The sequence below is a fragment of the Brucella daejeonensis genome (genome assembly GCF_014199265.1).
Classification (GTDB): Bacteria; Pseudomonadota; Alphaproteobacteria; order Rhizobiales; family Rhizobiaceae; genus Brucella; species Brucella daejeonensis.
This window is the reverse complement of sequence record NZ_JACIJG010000008.1, coordinates 62,241-84,604: the sequence shown is the minus strand read 5'-3', so window position 1 is coordinate 84,604 and position 22,364 is coordinate 62,241. Positions and strand designations below refer to the sequence as shown.

Here is a 22,364-nt window from a genome sequence, read left to right as displayed (position 1 = left end):
GGAGACACGCATGGCCCTTCACTTCGAGCCGGAAGAATTCGCCGCACGCCGCGACCGCCTGATCCTGAAGATGGAAGAGGAAAAGCTGGATGCGCTTCTCCTGTTCGCGCAGGAGAGCATGTACTGGCTGACGGGCTATGACACGTTCGGCTTCTGCTTCTTCCAGTGTCTTGTGGTGAAGGCCGATGGCTCGATGGTGCTGATGACGCGCTCCGCCGATCTGCGGCAGGCGCGCCAGACCTCCAATATAGAAAACATCGTCGTGTGGGCGGACCGCGATAATGCCAATCCGGCGGCTGACCTGCGCAATATCCTGACGGAGCAGGACCTGCTCGGCGCCCGGATCGGCATCGAATACCAGACGCACGGCCTGACCGGGGCCAATGCCCGCAGGCTCGACGAGCAATTGCAGAGCTTCGCCAAGCTTTACGATGCCTCCGGCATGGTGGACCGGCTGCGCCTTCTCAAAAGCCCCGCGGAAATCGCCTATGCCAGGCGCGCCGCCGAACTTGGCGACGATGCGCTCGATGCCGCGGTCAAGCTGACCAGGGCCGGGGCGAACGAGGCGGATATTCTGGCCGCCATGATGAGTGCCAATTTCGCTGGCGACGGAGACTATCCGGCCAATGAATATATCATCGGCTCCGGCGCGGACGCGCTGCTCTGCCGCTATAAGTCGGGGCGTCGCAAGCTGGACGGAAACGACCAGCTCACGCTGGAATGGTCCGGCGTTTTCCGCCATTACCATGCGCCGATGATGCGCACCCTCATCGTGGGCAAGCCGACCAGCCATCACATGGAACTCTACGAAGCCGCCCGCGAAGCCCTTGAGGCGGTGGAAGCGGCAATGACGCCCGCCTCCACCTTTGGCGACGTGTTCGACGCCCATGCCAGGACGATGGAGGCGCACGGCCTCACCCGCCACCGTCTCAATGCCTGCGGCTATTCCGTCGGCGCGCGCTTCACGCCGTCATGGATGGACCCGCAGATGTTCTATGCCGGGAACCCGGAAACCATCCAGCCCGACATGACGCTTTTCGCCCATATGATCATCATGGATTCCGACACGCAGACGGCTATGACGCTCGGCCGGACATATCTGACGACAAATGGCGCCGCCCAGCCATTATCCCGCCATTCTCTTGATATGATTGTCAAATGAGGCGCAATCGGCGATAAAGCTGCCACAGCGTATCCTGAAAAGTGTGAAGCCGAACATGAACAAGGCACATCTTTCGACGAAGCTGTTGCTTGCCGGAGCGCTTACAAGCCTGCTTGCCGCCTGCAACAGCACCGAGTCCGCTCTGAACGTTCAGGGATCGGGTCAACCCGCCGCATCGACCAATGTCGCTCCCGTGCAACCGGCAGGCACGCAGACTCCGCCTGCACAGACCCCAACCACCCAGACACCGACAACCCAGACTCTGGCCACCCAAACCCCGGCCGCACAAACCACGCCCCCGCGCAGCGCGGCGCTGAAGCCGGGCAAGCTGCATATCGCGCCCATCGTCGGCGCGCCCGTCAATATCGTGACGCCCCTCACCCATCGCATGAATGACGACGCCAAGGCGCTAGGCATCGCGCTTGCCGGGAACAGCGATCCCGGCGCCGCCTATGTGATGAAGGGGTATTTCTCGGTCCTTTCGGAAGCGAACGAGACCACGGTGCTTTATGTCTGGGACGTGCTGGACGCTTCCGGCAACCGGCTCCACCGTATCCAGGGGCAGGAGAAAGTGCCGGGCGCCGCGGCAGACTCATGGAGCGTCGTTCCCGCCTCCGCGATGCAGGCCATCGCAGACCGGACCATGCAGGAATATTCGAGCTGGCTTGCGGCAAATCGCGCATAGGCAGGTGCTTTGACGGCAAAGGGCTGAAATCTTTTGCTGAATCATCGTCTGTCCGTTGTGGGAAAGCCGGTTTTCAGCCTTTTTACAGCAATTGTGTTCCCACGGGCCTTGCAATGGCGGTGAGTCTTTGCAATAGCCCCCGCATCCGAAAGGACCTTATAAGCTGCTGTACTTGATGCTGACAGAAAGTGCGCGGCTTTAAAGTTTTTAAGAGATTATGTCCGCTACGGCGGACTTTTGCGACAGAACCAGACTGCAAACCGTGATCGCATCGGCGTCAGAGGCAAAAGAATGAAACTTTTCGCAGGCAACTCCAACCGGGTTCTTGCCGAATCCGTTGCTCAATATCTCAACATTCCGCTCGGCAAGGCCAGCGTCCGCCGCTTCGCCGATCAGGAAATCTTCGTGGAAATTCAGGAAAACGTTCGCGGCGAAGACGTTTTCGTCCTGCAATCGACCTCCTACCCGACGAACGATCACCTGATGGAACTGCTCATCATGATCGATGCGTTCCGCCGGTCCTCCGCACGCCGCATCACCGCCGTCCTGCCCTATTTCGGCTATGCCCGTCAGGACCGCAAGCCCGGCCCGCGCACGCCGATCTCGGCCAAGCTCGTCGCCAATCTCATCACCGAAGCCGGTGCGAACCGCGTCCTGACACTCGATCTTCACGCCGGTCAGATTCAGGGTTTCTTCGATATTCCGACCGACAATCTCTATGCCGTTCCGGTCATCGCCCGCGACGTGAAGGCCAATTATGCGACCGGCAACTGCATGGTCGTCTCGCCCGACGTCGGCGGCGTGGTGCGCGCCCGTTCGCTGGCAAAGCGCATCGATGCGCAGCTTGCCATCGTGGACAAGCGCCGCGAGCGTCCCGGAGAGTCGGAAGTCATGAACGTCATCGGCGACGTGACCGGCAAGGACTGCCTGCTGTTCGACGACATCGTCGATTCCGGCGGCACGCTGTGCAACGCTGCCGAAGCCTTGCTGGCCAAGGGCGCGAACAGCGTCACCGCCTATATCACGCACGGCGTTCTGTCCGGCGGCGCGGTTGCCCGCATCGCCGCTTCCAAGCTGAAGGAACTGGTCATCACCGATTCCATCCAGCCGACGACTGCCATCAACGATGCGCCGAACATCCGCGTGCTCTCGATCTCCGACCTGATCGGTGAAGCCATCGCCCGCACGGCGGCGGAAGAATCGGTTTCGAGCCTTTTCGATTAAAAGAAAAGTCGCATAACGATACCCGAACATGCCGCCAGCAACAGCACGAGCGGCATGTTGAGCTTCAGAACGACAAGCAGAAATGCCGCCGCACCTGCGATCAGGACGGCGGCATTGTCTATCGTGCTCCAGATCGGCAATGGCAGGGTGAAGGGGCCGACGCTCTTTTCCGCGACCTGCGAAAAGATCACATGCAGCGAAAACCACAACGCCAGATTGGCGATGACGCCGACGACGGCGGCGGTGATGCCGCCCAGCATGGCCGAAAGCCAGCGCACCTGCCGCAGCCGCTCCACGAAGGGCGCGCCCGCCAATATCCATAGGAAACACGGCACGAAAGTGAACCACAGCGCGATCACCCCGCCGATCAGCCCGCCAGCAAGCGGCGGCAGGCCGGACAGGTTCGCAGCCCCGACAAAACCGACAAAGACCAGCACGAGGATCAGCGGCCCCGGCGTGGTTTCGGCAAGCCCCAGCCCGGTCAGCATTTCGCCCGGCTTCATCCAGCCGAAATGGTCAACCGCCTGCTGCGCCGTATAGGAAAGCGCGGCATAAGCCCCGCCAAATGTCACCGCCGCCAGTTTCGAGAAGAACGCGGCCTCCTGCGCGAAGACATGCCCCCCGCCAAGGCCGAGATAAAGCGCTGCGAGCGGAACGAGCCAGAGGCCGCCCCATATCAAGGTCTGCCGCGTGAAATCGCGTAACGCGCCGGGGACCGCTTCACCCATGGCTGTCGTCTCGCCACCGCCCAGAAGACGATGACGTAAACCGCCCGCAAATGCGGCAAGCACCACCACAAGCGGGAATGGCAATTGCAAAAGCGCCAGCGCAATGAAGGCGGCAATCGCCACCGCATAGGAAAAGCCGGAACCGAGCGTACGCTTCGCCATGCGATAGAGCGCCTCGAACACGACGGCCAGCACCGCAGCCTTCAGGCCGAACAGCAATCCGGCCACGATATCCACGTGCCCGAAGGCAATATAGAGCGCCGATAGCGCCAGCATGACGGCGGCACCCGGCAGCACAAACAGAAGCCCTGCCAGAAGTGCGCCGCGCCAGCCTTTGACGGCCCAGCCGCAATAAGTCGCAAGCTGCATCGCCTCCGGCCCCGGCAGGAGCATGGAAAAATTGAGCGCATGGATCAGCCGTTCCTGATTCATCCATTGCTTTTCGTCCACAATGACGCGCTGCAACATGGCGATCTGCGCCGCAGGGCCGCCAAAGGACAGTATCCCGATCTTGCCGAATGTGGTGAAAACTTCCCCTAAACCGGGCTGCTCTGCTGGTTCTGTCACATGACCGTCCTGATTGATTCCATCGCAAGAAGTCCGCGATGATCATTACAGGTTCATGACAAAATGCACAGAAGCACTTCTTATTCCGCCGCAGCGCCCTCTTCGGCCATATCGTCCGGTGCATTGGGATCGCCCGGCGCGGTTTCGCAACCCAGATCGGGAAAATTGACGATGCGCATACCTTTGAAATCGTTGCGCAGCACCAGAAGCCCGCGTTCCTCGAAATAAGTCAGGAGACGCCGCGCGCGGCTGAACGAATGCGTGCCATAGGCGCGCGCCAAAGCCGCATCGGACGGACAGGGCGCGCCCGTTACCGCCGCCTGCGCCACGATCAGGAAGACGCCCTGCACATCGTCGGTGAGGCTTTCCGAAAGCGCAAGCGCCTGTTGCCAGATTTCAGTGTTCGCCGCATCGCTTTCCATGCTTGCCTGCGCCACCGCCAATCTGCGGCGGAACGCGGGCAACGCCAGTGGCTCGCCCGGAACACGATGAATGCGGCAGCGCACCAGAAAATCCTGATAGAGCACCGCGACCGAGCGGAACGACGCTTCCGGGTCGTCCACGATCTCGCGCATGACCTTTTCCAGAAGTCCCTCGCGCTCCGCTTCGACGATGCCGGGAAACAGCGGCGCTTCCGCCGGTTCAACCTCCGGTTTGGGCTTGGCCACCTGCGCCAGAATTTCCGCTGTGGATGGCGGCGGCGGTGGTGGCGGTGTCCGGCGCACGACTGTGCGGATTTCCTCCGGTGCCGGTGTGAAAATCAGATCGCGCGCATCTTCCGGCGCGTCGGGCAATGGCATCAGCTTTGGCGAAGACGAGCGCGCAGAAGTTTCGACCTTGCCGATTTTTATCGGCAGCGGGCGGCGCGACAAGGCCGGTCCCAGCGCCACGAAATGCCCGCGCTGCAAGTCGCGGAACATTTCGGCCTGCTTGCGCTCCATGCCGAGAAGATCGGCGGCGCGCGCCATGTCGATGTCGAGAAATGTGCGCCCCATCAGGAAATTGGAAGCTTCCGCAGCCACGTTCTTGGCGAGCTTCGCCAGACGCTGCGTCGCGATAACCCCCGCAAGACCGCGCTTGCGCCCGCGGCACATGAGATTGGTCATCGCACCCAAGGAGAGTTTTCTCGCCTCGTCCGACACCTCGCCTGCGGCGGCGGGCGCAAAAAGCTGCGCCTCGTCCACCACCACCAGCATCGGATACCAGTAATCGCGCTCCGCATCGAAAAGCCCGCCTAGAAACGCCGCCGCCGAACGCATCTGCTGTTCGACATCCAGCCCTTCCAGATTGAGCACCACCGAAACGCGGTGCTGGCGAATGCGCCCTGCAATGCGGGTGAGTTCCGCTTCCGACCGCACCGCATCGACGACCACATGGCCGTAAAGATCGGCAAGCGTGACGAAATCGCCTTCCGGGTCAATGATGCATTGCTGCACCCATTGCGCGCTCTGTTCCAGAAGACGGCGCAGAAGATGCGACTTGCCGGACCCGGAATTGCCCTGCACGAGCAGACGCGTGGCGAGAAGCTCTTCAAGATCAAGCATGGCCTGCTTGCCGCTCCCAAGAGCTGCCGCCGAGGCGGAACCGCTTGCGGCAACAGAACCCATGTCGATACCGACCTGCATCTCGCTTCCCTTTGGAAAATGATTGAACGGGCACGGCTTAACATTTTTGCCGTCGCCAATGCCACCCGGTAACGAGCGATGCCCACAGAACTCGCCCGTGTTGCTTGCGTTTCCCCCTCCTTTGCTCTATAGCACCGCCATCCGCGTAGACACCCTTGGAGGCAACGTGGAATGAAGCAGTCCGGTCTTCCCCTCCGGTGAAGGCATTACGGGCCGTTTCATGTTGTTCGCATAGCTCTCAAGCGCGGTGTGAGCAACTCTCCAGTAACATTGAAAGGAAATGCCATGAGCCAGTCTTACGTGCTCAAGGCCGATCTGCGTACCCGGGTTGGTAAGGGGTCCTCCCGCGAACTGCGTCGCAACGGCCAGATTCCTGCAGTCATCTATGGCGACAAGCAGGAACCCCTCGTAATCGCCGTCTCCTACAAGGAGATTTTCTACAAGATCCATGGCGGCGGCTTCAAGACCACTGTTGCCACGATCGAAGTAGACGGCAAGAAGATTCAGGTCCTCCCGAAGGACTACCAGCTCGATCCGGTCCGCGACTTCCCGCAGCATGTGGATTTCCTACGCGTTTCCGCGAAGTCGGTCGTTCATGTCAACGTTCCGGTTCACTTCAAGAACGAAGAAGCAGCTCCCGGCATCAAGCGCGGCGGCGTTCTCAATGTCGTTCGTCACGACGTTGAACTGATCGTTCCGGCCAATGCAATCCCGGAAGCGCTCGAAATCGATCTGACCGGCCATGAAGTCGGCGACTCGATCCATATTTCGGCCGTCAAGCTGCCGAAGGGCGTGACGCCTGCCATCCAGGATCGCGACTTCACCATCGCCACCATCGCTGCCCCTGCCGGCCTGAAGTCGGAAGAGAACGCTGAAGGCGCCGAAGAAGAAGCCAAGGACGGCGAATAATCCTTGCCATATATGGGGGCTGAATAACCATGCTGCTCATCGCAGGTCTTGGCAATCCGGGCTCCAAATATGCGCATAACCGACACAATATCGGTTTCATGGCGGCGGATGAAATATTCCGCCGCCATCGCTTTTCCAACTGGCAGAAGAAATTTCAGGCCGAAATCGCCGATGGCGTGATCGACGGCGAAAAGGTCCTGCTGGTCAAGCCGCAGACCTTCATGAATCTCTCCGGCCAGGCAATAGGCGAGGCCATGCGCTTTTATAAGCTCACGCCCGCCGATCTCGTCGTGATCTATGACGAACTGGACCTCAACCCCGGCAAGCTGCGCATAAAGACCGGCGGCGGCTCCGGCGGCCACAACGGCATCAAATCCATCGACGCCCATATGCAGTCCTTCCCCGGCGGCCTGAATTATCGCCGCATGCGGCTCGGCATCGGCCATCCGGGCGCGAAGGAACTCGTGCACAACCATGTGCTCGGCGATTTTGCCAAGGTCGATGGCGAATGGCTGGACATGCTTGTGGGCGCAATCGCCGATAATGCCGGAATGCTCGCCAGGGGCGACGACAATGGCTTCATGAACCGCGTTGCGCTGGCCATGGGCGATGGCAATCAGCGCCCGAATGGCAGCAAAAACAGCCCGGCATCGCCAGAGAAGACGCCGCCCAAGGCACAAAGCCATATAAGGCAGGCGCGTCCGGCCAAGCCGCAGGTCAAGGTTCCCGAAAGCGGTCCAATGGCCGAAATGCTCAAAAAGCTCCTGGGCAAAAAGGATTAGGCGCAAGGGGCCTCCCCGCGCCTCTTGACGCTTCATGGTCCTATGACGCATAGCCACAACAACAGAATTTTATTGAGACAGGTAAGATCATGGGTTTCAAATGCGGCATTGTCGGCCTGCCCAATGTTGGCAAGTCGACGCTTTTCAACGCGCTGACCAAGACGGCCGCCGCACAGGCCGCTAACTATCCTTTTTGCACCATCGAGCCGAATACCGGCGAAGTGGCGGTTCCCGATCCACGCCAGTCGGACGTGGCGCGCGTTGCAGGCTCGAAGGAAATTATCCCGACCCGTATCAACTTCGTTGACATTGCGGGCCTCGTGCGCGGCGCATCCAAGGGCGAAGGGCTGGGCAACCAGTTTCTCGCCAATATCCGCGAAGTCGATGCCATCGTGCATGTGCTGCGCTGCTTCGAAGACGATGACATCACCCATGTCGAAGGCCGCATCGATCCCGTATCGGACGCCCAGACGGTCGAAACGGAACTCATGCTGTCCGACCTCGAAAGCATCGAGCGCCGCATCGTGCAGATGCGCAAGCGCGCAACCGGCAAGGACAAGGAAGCCCTCACCGTCCTGCCGGTGATGGAAGCCGCGCTCGAACTGCTCCAGAACGGCCAGCCCGTGCGCCTGATGCTGAAGGATATTTCGCCCGAGGATCTGCTGACGCTGAAGGGCCTCAACCTTCTGACCTCGAAGCCCGTGCTCTATGTGTGCAACGTCGCCGAAAGCGATGCCGCCAAGGGCAACGAATATAGTGCCGCTGTCGATAAGATGGCCGAGGAACAGGGTGCGCAGACGGTCATCATTTCCGCTGCCATTGAGGCTGAAGTCGCCCAGCTTCCCGATGAGGAAGCCAGGGAATATCTGGAAAGCATGGACCTTGAGGAACCGGGCCTCGACCGCCTGATCCGCGCTGGCTACACGCTTCTCGACCTCATCACCTATTTCACCGCCGGACCGAAGGAAACCCGCGCCTGGACCATCAAGCGCGGCACCAAGGCCCCTGCGGCGGCAGGCGTGATCCACACCGATTTCGAGCGCGGCTTCATCCGCGCCCAGACCATCGCCTATGAGGATTACGTCAAATATAATGGCGAAGTGGGTGCGAAAGAGGCCGGCAAGGCCAGGGACGAAGGCAAGGAATACGTCGTCCAGGACGGCGATGTGATGCTGTTCCGCTTCAACACCTGATACGATGAGGCCACCGCAAAACGGTGGCCCATTTGCTTTCAAACAGATTTGGAGGAGATTGAGGGTGAGCGAGCCTCTGCCGAAATATGCCTATGAGGACATGGAGCCGGGAAAGACTCTTCCCTTCGGTCCTCACACGATCAGCAAGGACGAGATCATCGAATTTGCCAGCCAGTTCGATCCGCAGCCCTTTCATCTGGACGAGGAAGCGGGCAAGGCGAGCGTTCTTGGCGGGCTGGCGGCATCCGGCTGGCACACGGCGTCACTCATCATGCGGCTGGTCTGCGATGCCTATCTCACCAATTCCACCTCGCAAGGCGGCCCCGGCGTCGAGTTCACGCGCTGGAAACGGCCTGTCCTGGCGGGCGACACGCTGAACGGCGTGACGACCGTCAAGGACCGTCGTGTTTCGAAATCCCGCCCGGCAATCGGACTGGTCACCTTCCATCACGAACTGTTCAATCAGCGTGGCGAAAGCGTCTGCGAAATGCAGCACCCCTGCATGATGCTGCGCCGCGATCCGTCCGTATCGGCGGGAGGTGCAGCATGAGTTTTCTCGAAGACAATCTCGGGCAAGACCTCGTCATCGGCAGCCACCTCTTCACCGCCGACGACATCATCGCATTCGCAAGGAAATACGATCCGCAGCCGTTCCATCTGGATGCCGAAGCAGCAAAGAAGAGCGTCTTCGGCGGGCTTTGTGCCTCCGGCTGGCATACCACCGCAGTCTTCATGAAGCTCAACGTCGCCTCCATCGTCCGGGCGACGAAGGAGATGCTGGAGCGCGGCGAGACGCCCCCGGCTTTCGGCCCCTCGCCCGGCTTCGAAAACCTCAAATGGTCGAAGCCAGTCTTTGCAGGCGACACCATCACCTACCGGCGCGTCGTCCGCTCGATCCGCCCCCTCGCCTCCCGGCCCGGCTGGTCGATGCTCTCCATGACGTCGACCGCCCATAACCAGAATGGCGAGGAAGTGCTGTCCTTCGACAATGCGGCGATGGTGAAACTGCCGCCGAAATCCGAATAAAAAAAGCCCGGAGCCGATGCTCCGGGCTTTTTACTGGCAGTTTCAAGACTTCAGTCGCCTTCAAAGGAGACAAGCGTGCGCACTGGCACGCCAAGCGCCTCCAGCCTCTTGCGGCCGCCCAGATCCGGCAAATCGATGATGAAGCAGGCGGCCACGATCTCCGCCCCCATCTGGAGCAGGAGCTTGGCGGCGGCTTCCGCGGTTCCGCCGGTCGCAATCAGATCGTCAACCAGAATGATACGCTCGCCCTTTTCGATGGCGTCGCGGTGCATCTCCATCTCGTCGATACCGTATTCGAGACTATAGGCGATGCGCACCGTATCGCGCGGCAGCTTGCCCTTCTTGCGAATAGGCACGAAACCCGCCGAAAGCTGGTGCGCAATCGCGCCGCCCAGAATGAAGCCGCGCGCCTCGATACCGGCGACCTTGTCGATCCGGTTGCCCGCATACGGATAGACCAGTTCGTCCACGGCGCGGCGGAATGCCTGCGGGTCGCCCATCAGCGTGGTCACGTCGCGGAACTGGACGCCGGGTTTCGGGTAATCCGGAATGGTGCGAATCGCATCCTTCAAACTGGCTTTAAATCCGGATTCCATTTTCGGTCCTTTCGAAGCGGCCTGCCGTCGACGGGCCGGTCTTGAGCGCATCCCGAAAAGCGCCAAACGGTTTTCGGGCAGGATGCGCGTTGAGATAGAGAGGGGGAGCGGCGGTCCGATCGAACAGGATCGAAACGCCCTCCGGGCAATTAAGGCAAATGCGCGGCCTGCATCCTTTACACCCGGAAAAGCGCCGATTGCAAAGAAAACTGCCCGTTTCTGCCATAAAACTCGTGGCGAAAGACGGACAATTTCATGGCTTTTTTGCGGCAAACACCTCATTTTGCACGTTTGCGACGATTCCCGTGCAAGCGACACGCAAAAAAATGGGCGCCGGAGGCGCCCATTTTTTCAAACTTGATCCAGCGATCAGTGCTTCACATTGGACCAGACCGAACGCTTGGCGACATAGACCAGACCCGCAAAGAGGATCAGGAAAATGATGACCCGGAAACCGGTTCTCTTGCGATCTTCGAGGTGCGGTTCCGCTGCCCACATCAGGAAAGCCGAAACGTCGCGCGCATACTGATCCACCGTCTGCGGCGCACCGTCGTCATAGGTGACCTGATCGTCGCTCAGGGGCGGCGCCATTGCGAGAGCCTTTGCCGAAATGAAGTACGGATTGTAATGCGTACCTTCGGCAATCTCCATACCCGCAGGCGGCTGTTCGTCGAAGCCGGTCAGCAGCGAATGGATATAATCCGGTCCGCCTTCGTTATACTGGGTGAATATATCGAAAACGAACTGCGGGAACCCACGCTCCACCGCACGCGCCTTGGCGATCAGCGAGAAGTCGGGCGGAGCAGCGCCATTATTTGCCGCCGCGGCCGCAGCCGGGTTCGGATATGGCGACGGGAAGTGATCCGTCGGCAGGGCCTTGCGGGTGAACATCTCACCGTCGGCGTTCGGGCCGTCTTCCACTTCATATTCGCCGGCGAGCGCCTTGACCTGTTCCGGCGTGTAACCGAGGCCTTCCAGCGTACGGAAGGCCACGAGGTTCATCGAATGACAAGCCGAGCAGACTTCCTTGTAGACCTTCAGGCCGCGCTGGAGCTGTCCCTTGTCATAGGTGCCGAACGGACCGGCAAAGCTCCACGATTCCTGCTTGGGATGGTGGATCGGAAAATGCGTCGGCTCCGCTGCCGCATGTTCGCCCTCCTGCGCTGAGGCACCGCCCATTGTGCCGCCCATGGCGATACCCAGCGCGACCAGCGGAGCGATACCGAAGGCAGCGAAGTTCTTGAGGATGTTTTTCATCGTTACGTCCTTCATATCTCTCGCCGGTTCAGCCGTTGATTTCCACGGGGGCAATCTCGGCCTTGCCTTCGCTCTTTTCCAGCACGGCCTCGGTAATCGAGTTCGGCAGGCGCTTCGGCGCTTCGATCAGGCCGATGACCGGCATGATGACGATGAAGAACGCGAAGTAGTAGAGCGTTCCCATCTGCGCCATGAAGACGTAGGAGCCTTCAGCCGGGCGCGAACCCAGCCATCCGAGGAAGATGGCGTTGATCACGAACAGCCAGAAGAACAGCTTGAACCACGGACGATAGACAGCCGAACGAACCTTCGACGTGTCGAGCCACGGCACCAGGAAGAGGATGGCAATCGAACCGAACATGGTCAGAACGCCGCCGAGCTTCGAGTCGATCGGGCCGATGTTGAAGGTGATGGCGCGCAGCATCGCGTAGAACGGCAGGAAGTACCATTCAGGAACGATGTGAGCGGGCGTCTTCAGGGAATCGGCCGGGATATAGTTATCCGGGTGGCCGAGGAAGTTCGGCATGTAGAAGACGAAATAGGCGAAGATCACGAAGAAGACGAGCGCGCCGAAAGCGTCCTTGATGGTCGCATAGGGCGTGAACGGAAGCGTGTCGGTCTTCGACTTCACTTCGATGCCGGTCGGATTGGTCTGGCCCGTCACATGCAGCGCCCAGACGTGCAGGATCACAACGCCCGCAATCATGAACGGCAGCAGATAATGCAGCGAGAAGAAGCGGTTGAGGGTCGGATTATCGACCGCGAAACCGCCGAGCAGGAGCTGCTGGATCGGCTCGCCGATGATCGGGAAAGCCGTGAAGAAGCCGGTGATCACGGTCGCGCCCCAGAAGGACATCTGGCCCCATGGCAGCACATAGCCCATGAAGGCGGTCGCCATCATGAGAAGGAAGATCACCACGCCGAGAATCCACAGAAGCTCGCGCGGCGCCTTGTAGGAGCCGTAATAGAGGCCGCGGGCGATGTGCATATAGACGGCAATGAAGAAGAAGGAGGCACCGTTGGAGTGCATGTAGCGCAGCAGCCAGCCGGAATTGACATCGCGCATGATCTTTTCGACCGAAGTGAACGCGATACCCGTATCCGCGGCATAATGCATTGCCAGCACGATGCCGGTAATGAGCTGCGAAATGAGCATGAAGCTCAGAATGCCACCAAAGGTGTACATATAGTTCAGGTTACGCGGCGTCGGATAGGCCACGAAGGAATCATAGACGAGACGCGGCAGAGGAAGCCGATCGTCCACCCATTTCTCGATGCCGGTCTTCGGCGTATATGTGGAGTGTCCAGCACTCATATTCTCTCTCCCCAAGACCTGTTTTAGCCGATCCTGATGACCGTATCGGAAGTGAACGCATATTGCGGAATCGCCATGTTTTCCGGCGCCGGGCCGCTGCGGATACGACCGGCCGTGTCGTAGGTCGAGCCATGGCATGGGCAGAACCAGCCACCGAACGAACCGGCTTCACCGAGCGGCACGCAGCCCAGATGGGTGCAGACGCCGACCATGACCAGCCAGTTTTCCTTGCCCTCGCCGGCGGAGCGGGCAAGATCGGTCGCCTCGGCGTCCGAAGCAAGGTTGGCATTGCGCGCGTTCGGGTCTTTCAGATCGCCGAGAGCGGTCGCCTTGGCGTCTTCGACTTCCTTGGCGGAGCGGTTGCGGATGAACACCGGCTTGCCGCGCCATTTGACGGTTAACGATGCGCCTTCGCCAAGCGAGGAAACATCAACTTCGATGGAAGCAGCCGCGAGTGTCGAAGCGTCCGGACGCATCTGGTCGATAAACGGCCATGCCAGTCCGCCAGCTCCGACGACACCGGCCATCCCCGTCGCAATATACAAAAAATCACGCCGTGTCGGCTCAGCCGTGTCGTGTGCGCTCACGTGCCAATTCCTTTTCAACCTGCATGTTCAATTGAACTCTCCCCTCGTCCGTTTTGCACCTGCGCAAAAATAGTCCCGCAAGTGCTCACAGGACGAAATTCCCTCCATTTCATTCTACGGTTTATGCATGTAAAAAAGCCTTGTCCAGACACCAAGCCCTTATGACGGCACGATGTCGCAGGCGGATTTGCCTGCTCATTTCAATGAACGGACAAAACCCCGCACAGTTCAGGCTTGGGAAAACGCCGAGGGTTCCCGCTTGACTTCCAGGGTCGGAAACCGGCGGGGTTTCGGATGAGAGCGCCAGCGCGGCGCCGGGGGCACTTGCGGCGATTCTGCCGAATCACGGCCCCGCGCCGAGCCGCTTTCATCGATTATCCTGTCCTTATCCGACCAGCATGTCCTCGGCATTCCCGTCGAAGCCAAGGAAACCGCCGGACTGGCGCGCCCACAGGCTTGCATAGATGCCGCCGAGCGCGACAAGTTCTTCATGCGTGCCGTCTTCGACAATGCGCCCCTTGTCCACCACCACGAGGCGGTCGAGCGCCGCGATGGTGGAGAGGCGGTGCGCGATGGCAATGACCGTCTTGCCTTCCATCAGCGTGTTGAGACTGCCCTGGATTGCCGCTTCGACTTCCGAATCGAGCGCCGAAGTCGCCTCGTCCAGAATGAGGATCGGCGCGTCCTTCAGCATCACGCGCGCGATGGCGATGCGCTGACGCTGCCCGCCGGAAAGCTTGACGCCGCGTTCGCCGACATGCGCATCCAGCCCCTGCCGCCCCTTCGGATCGGTCAAAAGCGGAACGAACTGGTCGGCCTGCGCCAGACGGATCGCCTGGCGCAACATCTCCTCGGTCGCCTCGGGACGCCCGTACATGATGTTTTCACGCACAGAGCGGTGCAGCAGCGACGTGTCCTGCGTCACCATGCCGATATTGGCGCGAAGCGAATCCTGCGCGACCTCGGAAATATCCTGCCCGTCTATCAGGATGCGGCCCTTTTCCAGATCGTAGAAGCGCAGAAGCAGATTGACGAGCGTCGACTTGCCCGCGCCCGAACGCCCAACCAGCCCGACTTTCTGACCGGCGGGAATCGTGAGCGAAAGGTCCTCGATCACACCCTTGCCCTTGCCGTAATGGAAGCCGATCCTGTCGAAGGTCATCTCGCCCTTCGTCACATGGAGCGCCGGAGCGTTCGGAACGTCAACCACCTCGTGCGAGCGGGCAATCGTCGTGATCCCGTCTTCCACCGTGCCGATATTCTCGAACAGGGCGGACATTTCCCACATGATCCACTGCGACATACCGTTGAGACGCAGCACCAGGCCGATGCCGACCGCCACCGCGCCGACCGAAACGGCTTCGTTCATCCACAGGCCGATGCCGATCGCGCCGACAGCGAAAAGCAGCAGGCAGTTCGACAAATAGAGTGCGAGATGGAACATCGTCACGAGCCGCATCTGGCGATGCACCGTGCCCATGAAGATGTCGAGGCTCTCGCGAACATAGGATTCCTCGCGGCTGGAATGCGAGAACAGTTTCACGGTCGCGATATTGGTATAGCTGTCCACGATGCGCCCGGTCATGGTGGAGCGTGCATCGGCCTGCTCTTCCGAAATGATGCGCAGGCGCGGAATGAAAATGCGCAGCAGCACGATATAGGCGGCGAGCCACACTGCAAACGGGATCATCAGCCGCAGATCGGCGGATGCCGCGATGAACAGCGTACCCGCGAAATAGACGACGACATAGTTGAGCACGTCGAGCAGCTTCATCACCGTCTCGCGCACGGCGAGCGCGGTCTGCATCAGCTTGGTCGAGATGCGTCCGGCGAACTCGTCCTGAAAGAAGGCCATCGACTGGCGTATCAGGTAGCGGTGCATCAGCCAGCGCACGCGCATCGGATAATTGCCGAGCAGCGTCTGGTGGATGAGCAGCGAATGCACCAGCACCACGCCCGGCAGGCCGATCAGCACCACGCCCGCGATCAGCGCCAGCCGCCAGCCCTCATTCGACAGGAAAGTCTCGCGCGACTGGCTGGAAAGCCAGTCCACGATATTGCCGAGAAAGGCGAAGAGCGACACCTCGATGACGGCGATCAGCGTCGTGAAAATGGCCATGCCGATGATCCACGGCCAGGCGCCGCGGGTGTAATAAAGGCAGAAGGCCACCAGCTCGCGCGGGGGTTCGCGCGGCGGTTCTTCGGGATAGGCTTCGAGTCGATTTTCAAACCATTTGAACATGGTGCCCCTTTTAGGCGAGCCTTTGGAAATTGCAAAGGCGAAACAGGAACAAAACAGGAATCAACTGACACATGCCGCCGGGTGGCGTGTTGGCGCCGCCCCTCATATTGTTGATGCCCTGCCCGCGGTCGTTTTCGACGCTTGCGACCATCGGCATTTCACGCTACCCGCATCATATGGAACTGCGCGTTGCCCTTTACCAGCCCGATATTCCCGGCAATACGGGAACCATCCTGCGCATGGCCGCCTGTCTCGGCTTCGCGGTCGATCTGATCGAACCTGCCGGGTTCGATATTTCCGACCGCTCCCTGAAGCGCGCCGGCATGGATTATCTGGAACAGGCAGCACTGACGAGACATGCCGACTGGCGCCATTTCGACGACTGGCGCAGGGGCGCGAAACGCCGCCTCGTGCTTCTGTCGACCGGGGCGGCGATCCCTTATACGGACTACGCGTTTCAGGAAAACGACATTCTTCTGTTCGGACGCGAATCCTCCGGCGTCCCCGATAATGTGCATGACGCCGCCGATGCGCGCCTCCTCATCCCGATGATGCCGGGCACGCGCTCGCTAAATCTTGCGATTTCGGTTGCCATGACGGCGGGCGAAGCTCTGCGGCAAAGGAAAAGCCTCGCGAAATGACCGGTTTCGCAAGGCCGCATCTCCCCCGTCCGGTCTGAAAGGCTCGCTTCGTCCATGAACCTGTCCATTCGTACTATCGCGCTCGCCGCTTCCGCCATTTCGCTTCTGGCAAGCGCCCCCGCCCTTGCCAGGGAGCCTCAGCGCATCACGCCGAAGGTGATGGTCATCACCATGTTCGGCGAGGAAGCCAAGCCATGGCTTGAAGGCGAAAAATTCACGCAGAAGATCAGGCTGCCGGGCCTCAACGCGGAATATCCGGAGATCGACTGCACGTCCGAGGGACTCTGCCACATGACGACGGCGATGGGTTTCGCCAATGCCGCAAGCTCGGTTGCCGCCATGGCGCTGAGCGACAGGCTCGACCTCTCGCACAGCTATTTCCTGATCGCGGGCATCGCCGGTGTCGATCCCGAACACGGCACGCTCGGCTCGGCCCACTGGGCGAAATATTCCATCGACGCCAATCTGAGCCACCGCATCGACATCCGCGAAGCGCCGGAAGGCTGGCCGACGGACTTTTTCGGTCTTGGCACCGCCAGACCCGGCGAAAAGCCTAAATGGGCCGCGGGCACGGAAGTCTTCGAACTGAACGGCAAGCTCGCCGACTATGCCCTGGCGACAACCAGGGGCGTCGAACTTCTCGACAGCGACGCGGCGAAGGAATATCGCAAGCATTATAGCGAGGAAGCCGCGACCGGCGCGCCGAAGGTCACGATCTGCGACACCGCTTCGGGCGACACCTACTGGCATGGCGCGAAACTCGGCGAAGCGATGGCCGAATGGTCGAAACTTCTGACCGAGGGCAAGGCCGATTATTGCACCTCGCAGATGGAAGACAACGCCACTTTGACGGCGTTGAAACGCGCCGCAGATGCGGGCAAGCTCGATTTCAGCCGCATCGCCCTTTTGCGCACCGCGTCGAATTTCGACCGGCAGGGCAAGGACCAGACCGCCAGCGAATCGCTTGCCGCTAATTCCGGCGGCTTTCCGCTCGCCACGGCCAACGCCTATCGCGTCGGCAAGGCCTATGCCGACAGCATCGTCAGGAACTGGCAGGCTTGGGAAAAGGCTCCGCAGACTGCGGCAAAGTAACATTCACGGCGTTGAGTGTCTGTTCCAAAAGTCGCCATGCCGGTCCGTCAATGGAAATTGGCCCGCGTTCCGGTCCATGAAACGCACCATTTCGCTGCGGCCGGCCGCTTTTTGATTCAGATATTGAGCAGGCAATTTTATATTTTATAATTGCCTGCTCGATCCTGCGATTGATTATATTTCGAATAAAAAATACCTCGTTGCAGATTTCAATTAAATTGAACGGGGTAGAGAATGAAAAAGATAACATTTTTATTATTTCTGTATGCTGCAAGCTGTAATAATGCCAACTCTTCGGAGTTTTCAAAACAAGATTATAAAGGCATAAACTACCAATTTTCCGGGGGAATAGGATATTCCTGGGTTAAAGCCGGTGAAATAGTCTACGGACGAGACAACAGGGTCAGCCATCTCTTCTGGAAGTCCCAGATGCCAGTTCTGACTGGAAAATTAACGGCGGATATCGGTTCCGATCTTGTCTTCCTGGGAAATTTGAAAGTCGGTTTGCTTGGAAGTGGAAATTTGCACGACTATGACTGGTTATCCAACGTCCGAGGCTTCAGAGGGTATGATTTCGACGACTGGACCCATCACTCTCTAAGCGAAACGAATCTGGACCGCTATGTCAGTTTTGACGTCGCTCTGGGGCATAATTTCATAATCAACTCCCGGAATACGCTGAATATACATGGTGGCTTTAAATATACGAATGTAAAATGGACGGCCTATGGTGGAAGTTACACCTACAGTGTCAGAGATTTTCGTGACGATGAAGGAACACTTCCCAATGGAAAGGGAATAAGCTACGAGCAGCGTTTACCGGCTCTTTTCATTGGCTCCGAATGGACCACAAATCTGGAACGGTGGTCGTTCAGCGCTCTCGGGCGTGCCGGCGTTACTGTTTCGGGCAAAGACATCGACGATCACTGGCTGCGCGATCTACGTTTCATGGAATCATTTGAAAGTGCGCCTTTTTTTGAAATTCAGGCCAGCGCTTCTTATTCGTTCAACGAGCAATCAAGTCTTTATGTGACGGCCGGGCTTGAAAAACACCTGAAAATGAGAGGCGACACCCAGATTTTCAATCGCTCCAATGGCACCAGCGGCTTCAATCCGAACAGCGCCGGCGCTTCATTCGAAGCGGCAACCGTATCCGCCGGCCTGAAAATAAAATTCTAGAACTCTGTTTCGGTTGCCTCGCTTGCGTTGAAAAATAAGGCTCTCAACGGAGGCTCGAACGGGTAACGATATAACGATTCAGAAATAAAAGTGCTCGTCGATTTCGTCGACGGGCACTTTTACCAAGCCCTAATCTGAGTCTTGTTTCATTGATTTACGCAGTCAGAATAAACCAATTCACTAATCCGCCGTCGCCAGACGGCGCATGGTGAATTCGATCACATCGTCAGGCCGCTCGCACCAGCTTTCGATCTCCGTCCAATAGGCGGCCTTTGGAAAGGTCTCGAACCATTCGCGCGCCTTTTCGCGCGCAGCCTGCCTGGGCAGGCTGAACGTCTCGCGGACAAATCCGTCGCGCGGCATACGGCTTTTCTTCGTGCTTTTCTGGGCGCGGCTTTTCTCAAGCTGCTTGCGCAGGCCTTCGAGCGGTGGACCGGGCGGTACTGCTGCCATAGGATTGCCTCCAAACCCCAAGGTCAGGACTTACTGTGGAGAAAGATAGGAGAGCAGCAACCCAAAGACGAGTCTTTTCTTGGGGAGAGGGTCTATACTGCCCTCCTGCAACGCGCTTGACGCTTTGCGCCGATGCAGGACTTTGATAAGCCAGACAATAATAGTTCATCCATTTAACCTTGGCCGCGCGAGACCGGCGGATGCCCGCCTGACCGCGCCGGAAGGACACGAGAATGCAACGCGAAGAGATCCCGGCAATCATTCCGGCAGATATCGAGGAAAAGAAGCAGGCGGCGCAGCGCTGGTTCGAGGAACTGCGCGACCGTATCTGCGCCAGCTACGAACAACTGGAAGATGAATTGCAGGGTCCGCTCTCCGACCGCGAGCCGGGCCGTTTCGAGCGCACGCCATGGGCGAAGGACGAAGGCCGGGGCGGCTGCGGTGTGATGTCGATCATGCATGGCCGCGTCTTCGAAAAGGTCGGCGTGCATGTCTCGACGGTCTATGGCGAATTCTCGCCGGAATTCCGCAAGCAGATTCCCGGTGCAGAGGAAGATCCGCGCTATTGGGCAAGCGGCATTTCGCTCATCGCTCACCCGCAGAACCCGAACGTGCCCGCCGTCCACATGAACACGCGCATGGTCGTGACCACGCGCCAGTGGTTCGGCGGCGGCGCCGACCTCACCCCGGTTCTGGACCGCCGCCGCACGCAGGAAGACCCGGACACGCTCGCCTTCCACAAGGCTTTTCGCTTCATCTGCGAGAAGCATGGCGATATCGTCGATTATTCGCGATTGAAGGAATGGTGCGACGAATATTTCTACCTGCCGCACCGTGACGAACCGCGCGGCATCGGCGGCATATTCTATGACTGGCTGCATTCGCCGAAAGAAAAAGGCGGATGGGATGCCGACTTCGCCTTCACCCGCGATGTGGGCCGCGGCTTCTCCGTCATCTACCCGCATCTGGTGCGCCAGAACTTCAACAAGGACTGGACCGATGCCGACCGCACCGAACAGCTCATTCGCCGCGGGCGTTATGTCGAGTTCAACCTGCTTTACGATCGCGGCACGATCTTCGGCCTCAAGACCGGCGGCAATGTGAACTCCATCCTGTCGTCCATGCCGCCCGTGGTGAAGTGGCCGTGATAAAGTAAAAGGGGCCGGTTTCCCGGCCCTTTTCCTTAATTTATATATAGAAAGCGGAGTGATAGGCGACCTCGCCTTCCGGCATGTCCGGCCCGAAAGCCAGACACTGGAAATATTCCACTGGCACACCCGGCAATCTCAGCCGCGCATCGGCCCTGAAACCGAACCGCCCGTAATAGCCGGGTTCGCCAAGAAGAACGCAGCCTCCCGCGCCTTCTCGCCGCAGGATGCCAAGCCCTTCCCGGATCAGCGCGCCGCCAATGCCCTCGCCCTGACGCTCGGGACGGACCGAGACGGGACCAAGCCCGTACCAGCCCTTGTTCTCGCCGCCGGTCAGAACCGGCGAAAAAGCGACATGACCGAGAATCCTGCCCTTGTCTTCGGCAACCAGAGACAGGGTGAGTGCCTTTGCGGCGCGAAGCGTATCGACGATTTCGCCTTCCTTCCCGTTGCTATAAGGCGCGCTCCGAAACGCCTCGTCGGTCAGATGGCGAATTTCGGCGGCGTCTTCAGGCCTTTCCCTGCGAATATGCATGACGTCCTCCTTCACCGGTTGTTGGCCTGAGCGCGGACATTTTCGCGCCCTTTCAGCGAGATGCGATACGGACTGCCCATACGGGATTCGATCAGCCGCTTGCGGCGCAATTGTTGGAAAACTGCCATCGTGCAATCGGAAAGCAAATGGCCCTCGCGGGTGTAGCATTCGATTTCGCAGATGCGTCCGTTTTCGCGCAGATGGCGGATGTGACCGCCCTGCGCCAGCACGTGCAACACGCGCTGTTCCATGCGTGAGATATTCATCGTTGTTAATGCCTGGATGGAAACCAAGACAAGCACCAGCCTTCGCGGACAGCCAACTGCCCACGGCCAATGCCGTTTCCGTTCCTGAACATCAGCGGATCAGGCACCCTCAGCGCCCATCACCGCGTTCGGAACGATTAAAGGCTTCCTACAATCTCCAGCATCAACAATTCCTCGTTCAGAGGCCAAAAAACAGGAGGGCGACAGGCCCTCCTTCATTCATTTAAGATCATGCCTGCCGATAGTCAAACCGCGTCATATCTTTGGCTGATTACGCAGCTTTTCAGCCTCCGCATAAAACTTCTTTTCCCACTCATTGTGGTTATCCAGCCCTTCCTTGATGAAAGGCGTGAAGATCGCGAGGTTCATCAGGCACCAGTTGATGAAGCGCGCCGGGAATTTCAGCGGTTTCACGAAATCGACGAACAGCACCACGCGCGTATGGTCGGAATGGTTCCATGCCTCGTGTTCATAAGCATCGTCGAAAATCAGCACCTTGCCTTCGTGCCAGTGGCAGACTTGGCTGTCCACGCGGATGGCAAGCTTGTCGTTCGGCTCCGGCACGATAAGACCCAGATGCAGGCGCAGCACGCCATTATAAGGCCCGCGATGCGGCGGCAGATGCTTGCCCGGCTCGAAGATCGAGAACATGGCCGTCGTCAGGCCGGGGATCTTGTTGACGATGCGCCACGTTTCCGGGCAGGCTTTGATATTCTGCTCCGACTTCAAGCCGAAACCGAGCAGGAAGAAGGTCTTCCAGCGATTGTCGGTCGAAATCGTCTTCACATCGGTCGAAATATCCTGAAACGAGGGCAGCTCGTTCTGGCGCAGCAGGATCGTGTCCAGCTCCTTGCGGATGGCGGGCCATTCCTTTTCGATCTCGGCAGCCCATGGAAAAGTCGCATTATCGTAGACCGACGGATTGCCGAGCCTGGCATATTTCAGATTGAGCCTCTCGGCCCAGGAGACTATGCCCATGAAAAAGCGGGTGATGGCGCTTGGACGGTCCATCGCCGCAATCCCCGCCGTACCGAATTTCTGCTGCGGTTCGGAGCCGGTCTTGTCTTGTATCGAAGTATCGGGGTTAGACATCTTCTTGCTCTTTCAAAACGCGCGCCAAGAAGCTCTCAGCCATAAATCAATGAAACTACG

23 protein-coding genes are annotated in these 22,364 nt (G+C 59.2%); 12 read left to right on the top strand and 11 right to left on the bottom strand.

Annotation, left to right across the window (positions count from 1 at the left end; translation table 11 throughout):
• The first annotated feature begins 10 nt into the window (after nt 1-10).
• The 3 genes from FHS76_RS11990 (at nt 11) to FHS76_RS11980 (ending at nt 3,071) form a co-directional block, all read left to right on the top strand.
• Nucleotides 11-1,162 carry a M24 family metallopeptidase gene (locus tag FHS76_RS11990; protein WP_183652615.1) on the top strand — a complete coding sequence of 384 codons (1,152 nt, stop codon included), beginning with the start codon at nt 11-13 and terminating at the stop codon, nt 1,160-1,162.
• 55 nt (nt 1,163-1,217) lie between these two features.
• The gene (locus FHS76_RS11985; protein ID WP_183652612.1) at nt 1,218-1,847 is read left to right on the top strand and encodes a hypothetical protein; all 630 of its coding nucleotides are present in this window, start codon (nt 1,218-1,220) and stop codon (nt 1,845-1,847) included.
• A 291-nt stretch (nt 1,848-2,138) separates the two neighbouring features.
• The gene (locus tag FHS76_RS11980; RefSeq protein WP_183652609.1) at nt 2,139-3,071 is read left to right on the top strand and encodes a ribose-phosphate pyrophosphokinase; all 933 of its coding nucleotides are present in this window, start codon (nt 2,139-2,141) and stop codon (nt 3,069-3,071) included.
• Here FHS76_RS11980 and chrA read toward each other — a convergent pair.
• Both chrA and FHS76_RS11970 read right to left on the bottom strand, forming a co-directional pair.
• Nucleotides 3,068-4,366: a chromate efflux transporter gene (chrA, locus tag FHS76_RS11975; protein WP_183652606.1), complete on the bottom strand. Its 1,299-nt coding sequence runs from the start codon at nt 4,364-4,366 to the stop codon at nt 3,068-3,070. The two genes, FHS76_RS11980 and chrA, sit on opposite strands and share 4 nt — an antisense overlap.
• An 80-nt stretch (nt 4,367-4,446) precedes the next feature.
• Complete coding sequence (locus tag FHS76_RS11970) at nt 4,447-5,991, bottom strand: ATP-binding protein (protein ID WP_183652603.1); 1,545 nt, start codon at nt 5,989-5,991, stop codon at nt 4,447-4,449.
• Between the two features lie 285 nt (nt 5,992-6,276).
• Here FHS76_RS11970 and FHS76_RS11965 point away from each other — a divergent pair, with 285 nt between their 5' ends.
• The 5 genes from FHS76_RS11965 (at nt 6,277) to FHS76_RS11945 (ending at nt 9,901) form a co-directional block, all read left to right on the top strand.
• Nucleotides 6,277-6,900, top strand: coding sequence for a 50S ribosomal protein L25/general stress protein Ctc (locus tag FHS76_RS11965; RefSeq protein ID WP_183652600.1), 624 nt, complete (start codon nt 6,277-6,279; stop codon nt 6,898-6,900).
• Nucleotides 6,901-6,929: 29 nt separating this feature from the next.
• Nucleotides 6,930-7,682: an aminoacyl-tRNA hydrolase gene (gene pth, locus FHS76_RS11960; RefSeq protein WP_183652597.1), complete on the top strand. Its 753-nt coding sequence runs from the start codon at nt 6,930-6,932 to the stop codon at nt 7,680-7,682.
• An 89-nt stretch (nt 7,683-7,771) separates the two neighbouring features.
• Nucleotides 7,772-8,875, top strand: coding sequence for a redox-regulated ATPase YchF (gene ychF, locus FHS76_RS11955; protein ID WP_183652594.1), 1,104 nt, complete (start codon nt 7,772-7,774; stop codon nt 8,873-8,875).
• A 64-nt stretch (nt 8,876-8,939) separates the two neighbouring features.
• On the top strand, nt 8,940-9,425 hold the full coding sequence (locus FHS76_RS11950) for a MaoC family dehydratase (protein ID WP_183652591.1): 486 nt from the start codon (nt 8,940-8,942) through the stop codon (nt 9,423-9,425).
• Nucleotides 9,422-9,901: a MaoC family dehydratase gene (locus FHS76_RS11945; RefSeq protein WP_183652589.1), complete on the top strand. Its 480-nt coding sequence runs from the start codon at nt 9,422-9,424 to the stop codon at nt 9,899-9,901. Before FHS76_RS11950 ends, FHS76_RS11945 begins: the two co-directional genes overlap by 4 nt.
• Nucleotides 9,902-9,951: 50 nt before the next feature.
• On the opposite strand, the gene FHS76_RS11940 is transcribed toward FHS76_RS11945, so the two are convergent.
• The 5 genes from FHS76_RS11940 to FHS76_RS11920 all read right to left on the bottom strand — a co-directional run bounded on the left by FHS76_RS11940 (nt 9,952) and on the right by FHS76_RS11920 (nt 15,898).
• Entirely contained in the window at nt 9,952-10,497 is a 546-nt protein-coding gene (locus tag FHS76_RS11940) for an adenine phosphoribosyltransferase (RefSeq protein WP_183652587.1), read from the bottom strand.
• Nucleotides 10,498-10,866: 369 nt separating this feature from the next.
• Nucleotides 10,867-11,754: a cytochrome c1 gene (locus FHS76_RS11935; protein WP_235992648.1), complete on the bottom strand. Its 888-nt coding sequence runs from the start codon at nt 11,752-11,754 to the stop codon at nt 10,867-10,869.
• Between the two features lie 28 nt (nt 11,755-11,782).
• Nucleotides 11,783-13,069 (bottom strand): cytochrome b, encoded by a 1,287-nt coding sequence (locus tag FHS76_RS11930; protein WP_183652584.1) that lies wholly within the window; start codon nt 13,067-13,069, stop codon nt 11,783-11,785.
• Nucleotides 13,070-13,092: 23 nt separating this feature from the next.
• Nucleotides 13,093-13,656 (bottom strand): ubiquinol-cytochrome c reductase iron-sulfur subunit, encoded by a 564-nt coding sequence (petA, locus tag FHS76_RS11925; RefSeq protein ID WP_183652583.1) that lies wholly within the window; start codon nt 13,654-13,656, stop codon nt 13,093-13,095.
• 385 nt (nt 13,657-14,041) lie between these two features.
• Nucleotides 14,042-15,898: an ABC transporter ATP-binding protein gene (locus tag FHS76_RS11920; protein ID WP_183652581.1), complete on the bottom strand. Its 1,857-nt coding sequence runs from the start codon at nt 15,896-15,898 to the stop codon at nt 14,042-14,044.
• A 176-nt stretch (nt 15,899-16,074) separates the two neighbouring features.
• On the opposite strand from FHS76_RS11920, the gene FHS76_RS11915 reads away from it, so the two are divergent.
• The 3 genes from FHS76_RS11915 (at nt 16,075) to FHS76_RS11905 (ending at nt 18,810) form a co-directional block, all read left to right on the top strand.
• Nucleotides 16,075-16,539, top strand: coding sequence for a tRNA (cytidine(34)-2'-O)-methyltransferase (locus tag FHS76_RS11915; protein WP_183652983.1), 465 nt, complete (start codon nt 16,075-16,077; stop codon nt 16,537-16,539).
• Between the two features lie 54 nt (nt 16,540-16,593).
• Nucleotides 16,594-17,631, top strand: a complete 1,038-nt coding sequence (locus FHS76_RS11910; RefSeq protein WP_183652579.1) for a purine-nucleoside phosphorylase — start codon at nt 16,594-16,596, stop codon at nt 17,629-17,631.
• Nucleotides 17,632-17,865: 234 nt separating this feature from the next.
• The gene (locus FHS76_RS11905; protein ID WP_183652577.1) at nt 17,866-18,810 is read left to right on the top strand and encodes an omptin family outer membrane protease; all 945 of its coding nucleotides are present in this window, start codon (nt 17,866-17,868) and stop codon (nt 18,808-18,810) included.
• Nucleotides 18,811-18,990: 180 nt separating this feature from the next.
• On the opposite strand, the gene FHS76_RS11900 is transcribed toward FHS76_RS11905, so the two are convergent.
• The gene (locus tag FHS76_RS11900; protein WP_183652575.1) at nt 18,991-19,263 is read right to left on the bottom strand and encodes a hypothetical protein; all 273 of its coding nucleotides are present in this window, start codon (nt 19,261-19,263) and stop codon (nt 18,991-18,993) included.
• Nucleotides 19,264-19,496: 233 nt separating this feature from the next.
• Between FHS76_RS11900 and hemF the strand changes: the two genes are divergently transcribed.
• Nucleotides 19,497-20,411, top strand: coding sequence for an oxygen-dependent coproporphyrinogen oxidase (gene hemF / locus FHS76_RS11895; protein WP_183652572.1), 915 nt, complete (start codon nt 19,497-19,499; stop codon nt 20,409-20,411).
• A 40-nt stretch (nt 20,412-20,451) separates the two neighbouring features.
• On the opposite strand, the gene FHS76_RS11890 is transcribed toward hemF, so the two are convergent.
• From FHS76_RS11890 to FHS76_RS11880, 3 genes are all read right to left on the bottom strand, one after another.
• On the bottom strand, nt 20,452-20,946 hold the full coding sequence (locus FHS76_RS11890) for a GNAT family N-acetyltransferase (protein WP_183652569.1): 495 nt from the start codon (nt 20,944-20,946) through the stop codon (nt 20,452-20,454).
• A gap of 11 nt (nt 20,947-20,957) precedes the next feature.
• Complete coding sequence (locus tag FHS76_RS11885) at nt 20,958-21,212, bottom strand: YjhX family toxin (RefSeq protein ID WP_183652566.1); 255 nt, start codon at nt 21,210-21,212, stop codon at nt 20,958-20,960.
• Nucleotides 21,213-21,467: 255 nt separating this feature from the next.
• Nucleotides 21,468-22,304, bottom strand: coding sequence for an aspartyl/asparaginyl beta-hydroxylase domain-containing protein (locus FHS76_RS11880; protein WP_183652564.1), 837 nt, complete (start codon nt 22,302-22,304; stop codon nt 21,468-21,470).
• Nucleotides 22,305-22,364: the final 60 nt, after the last annotated feature.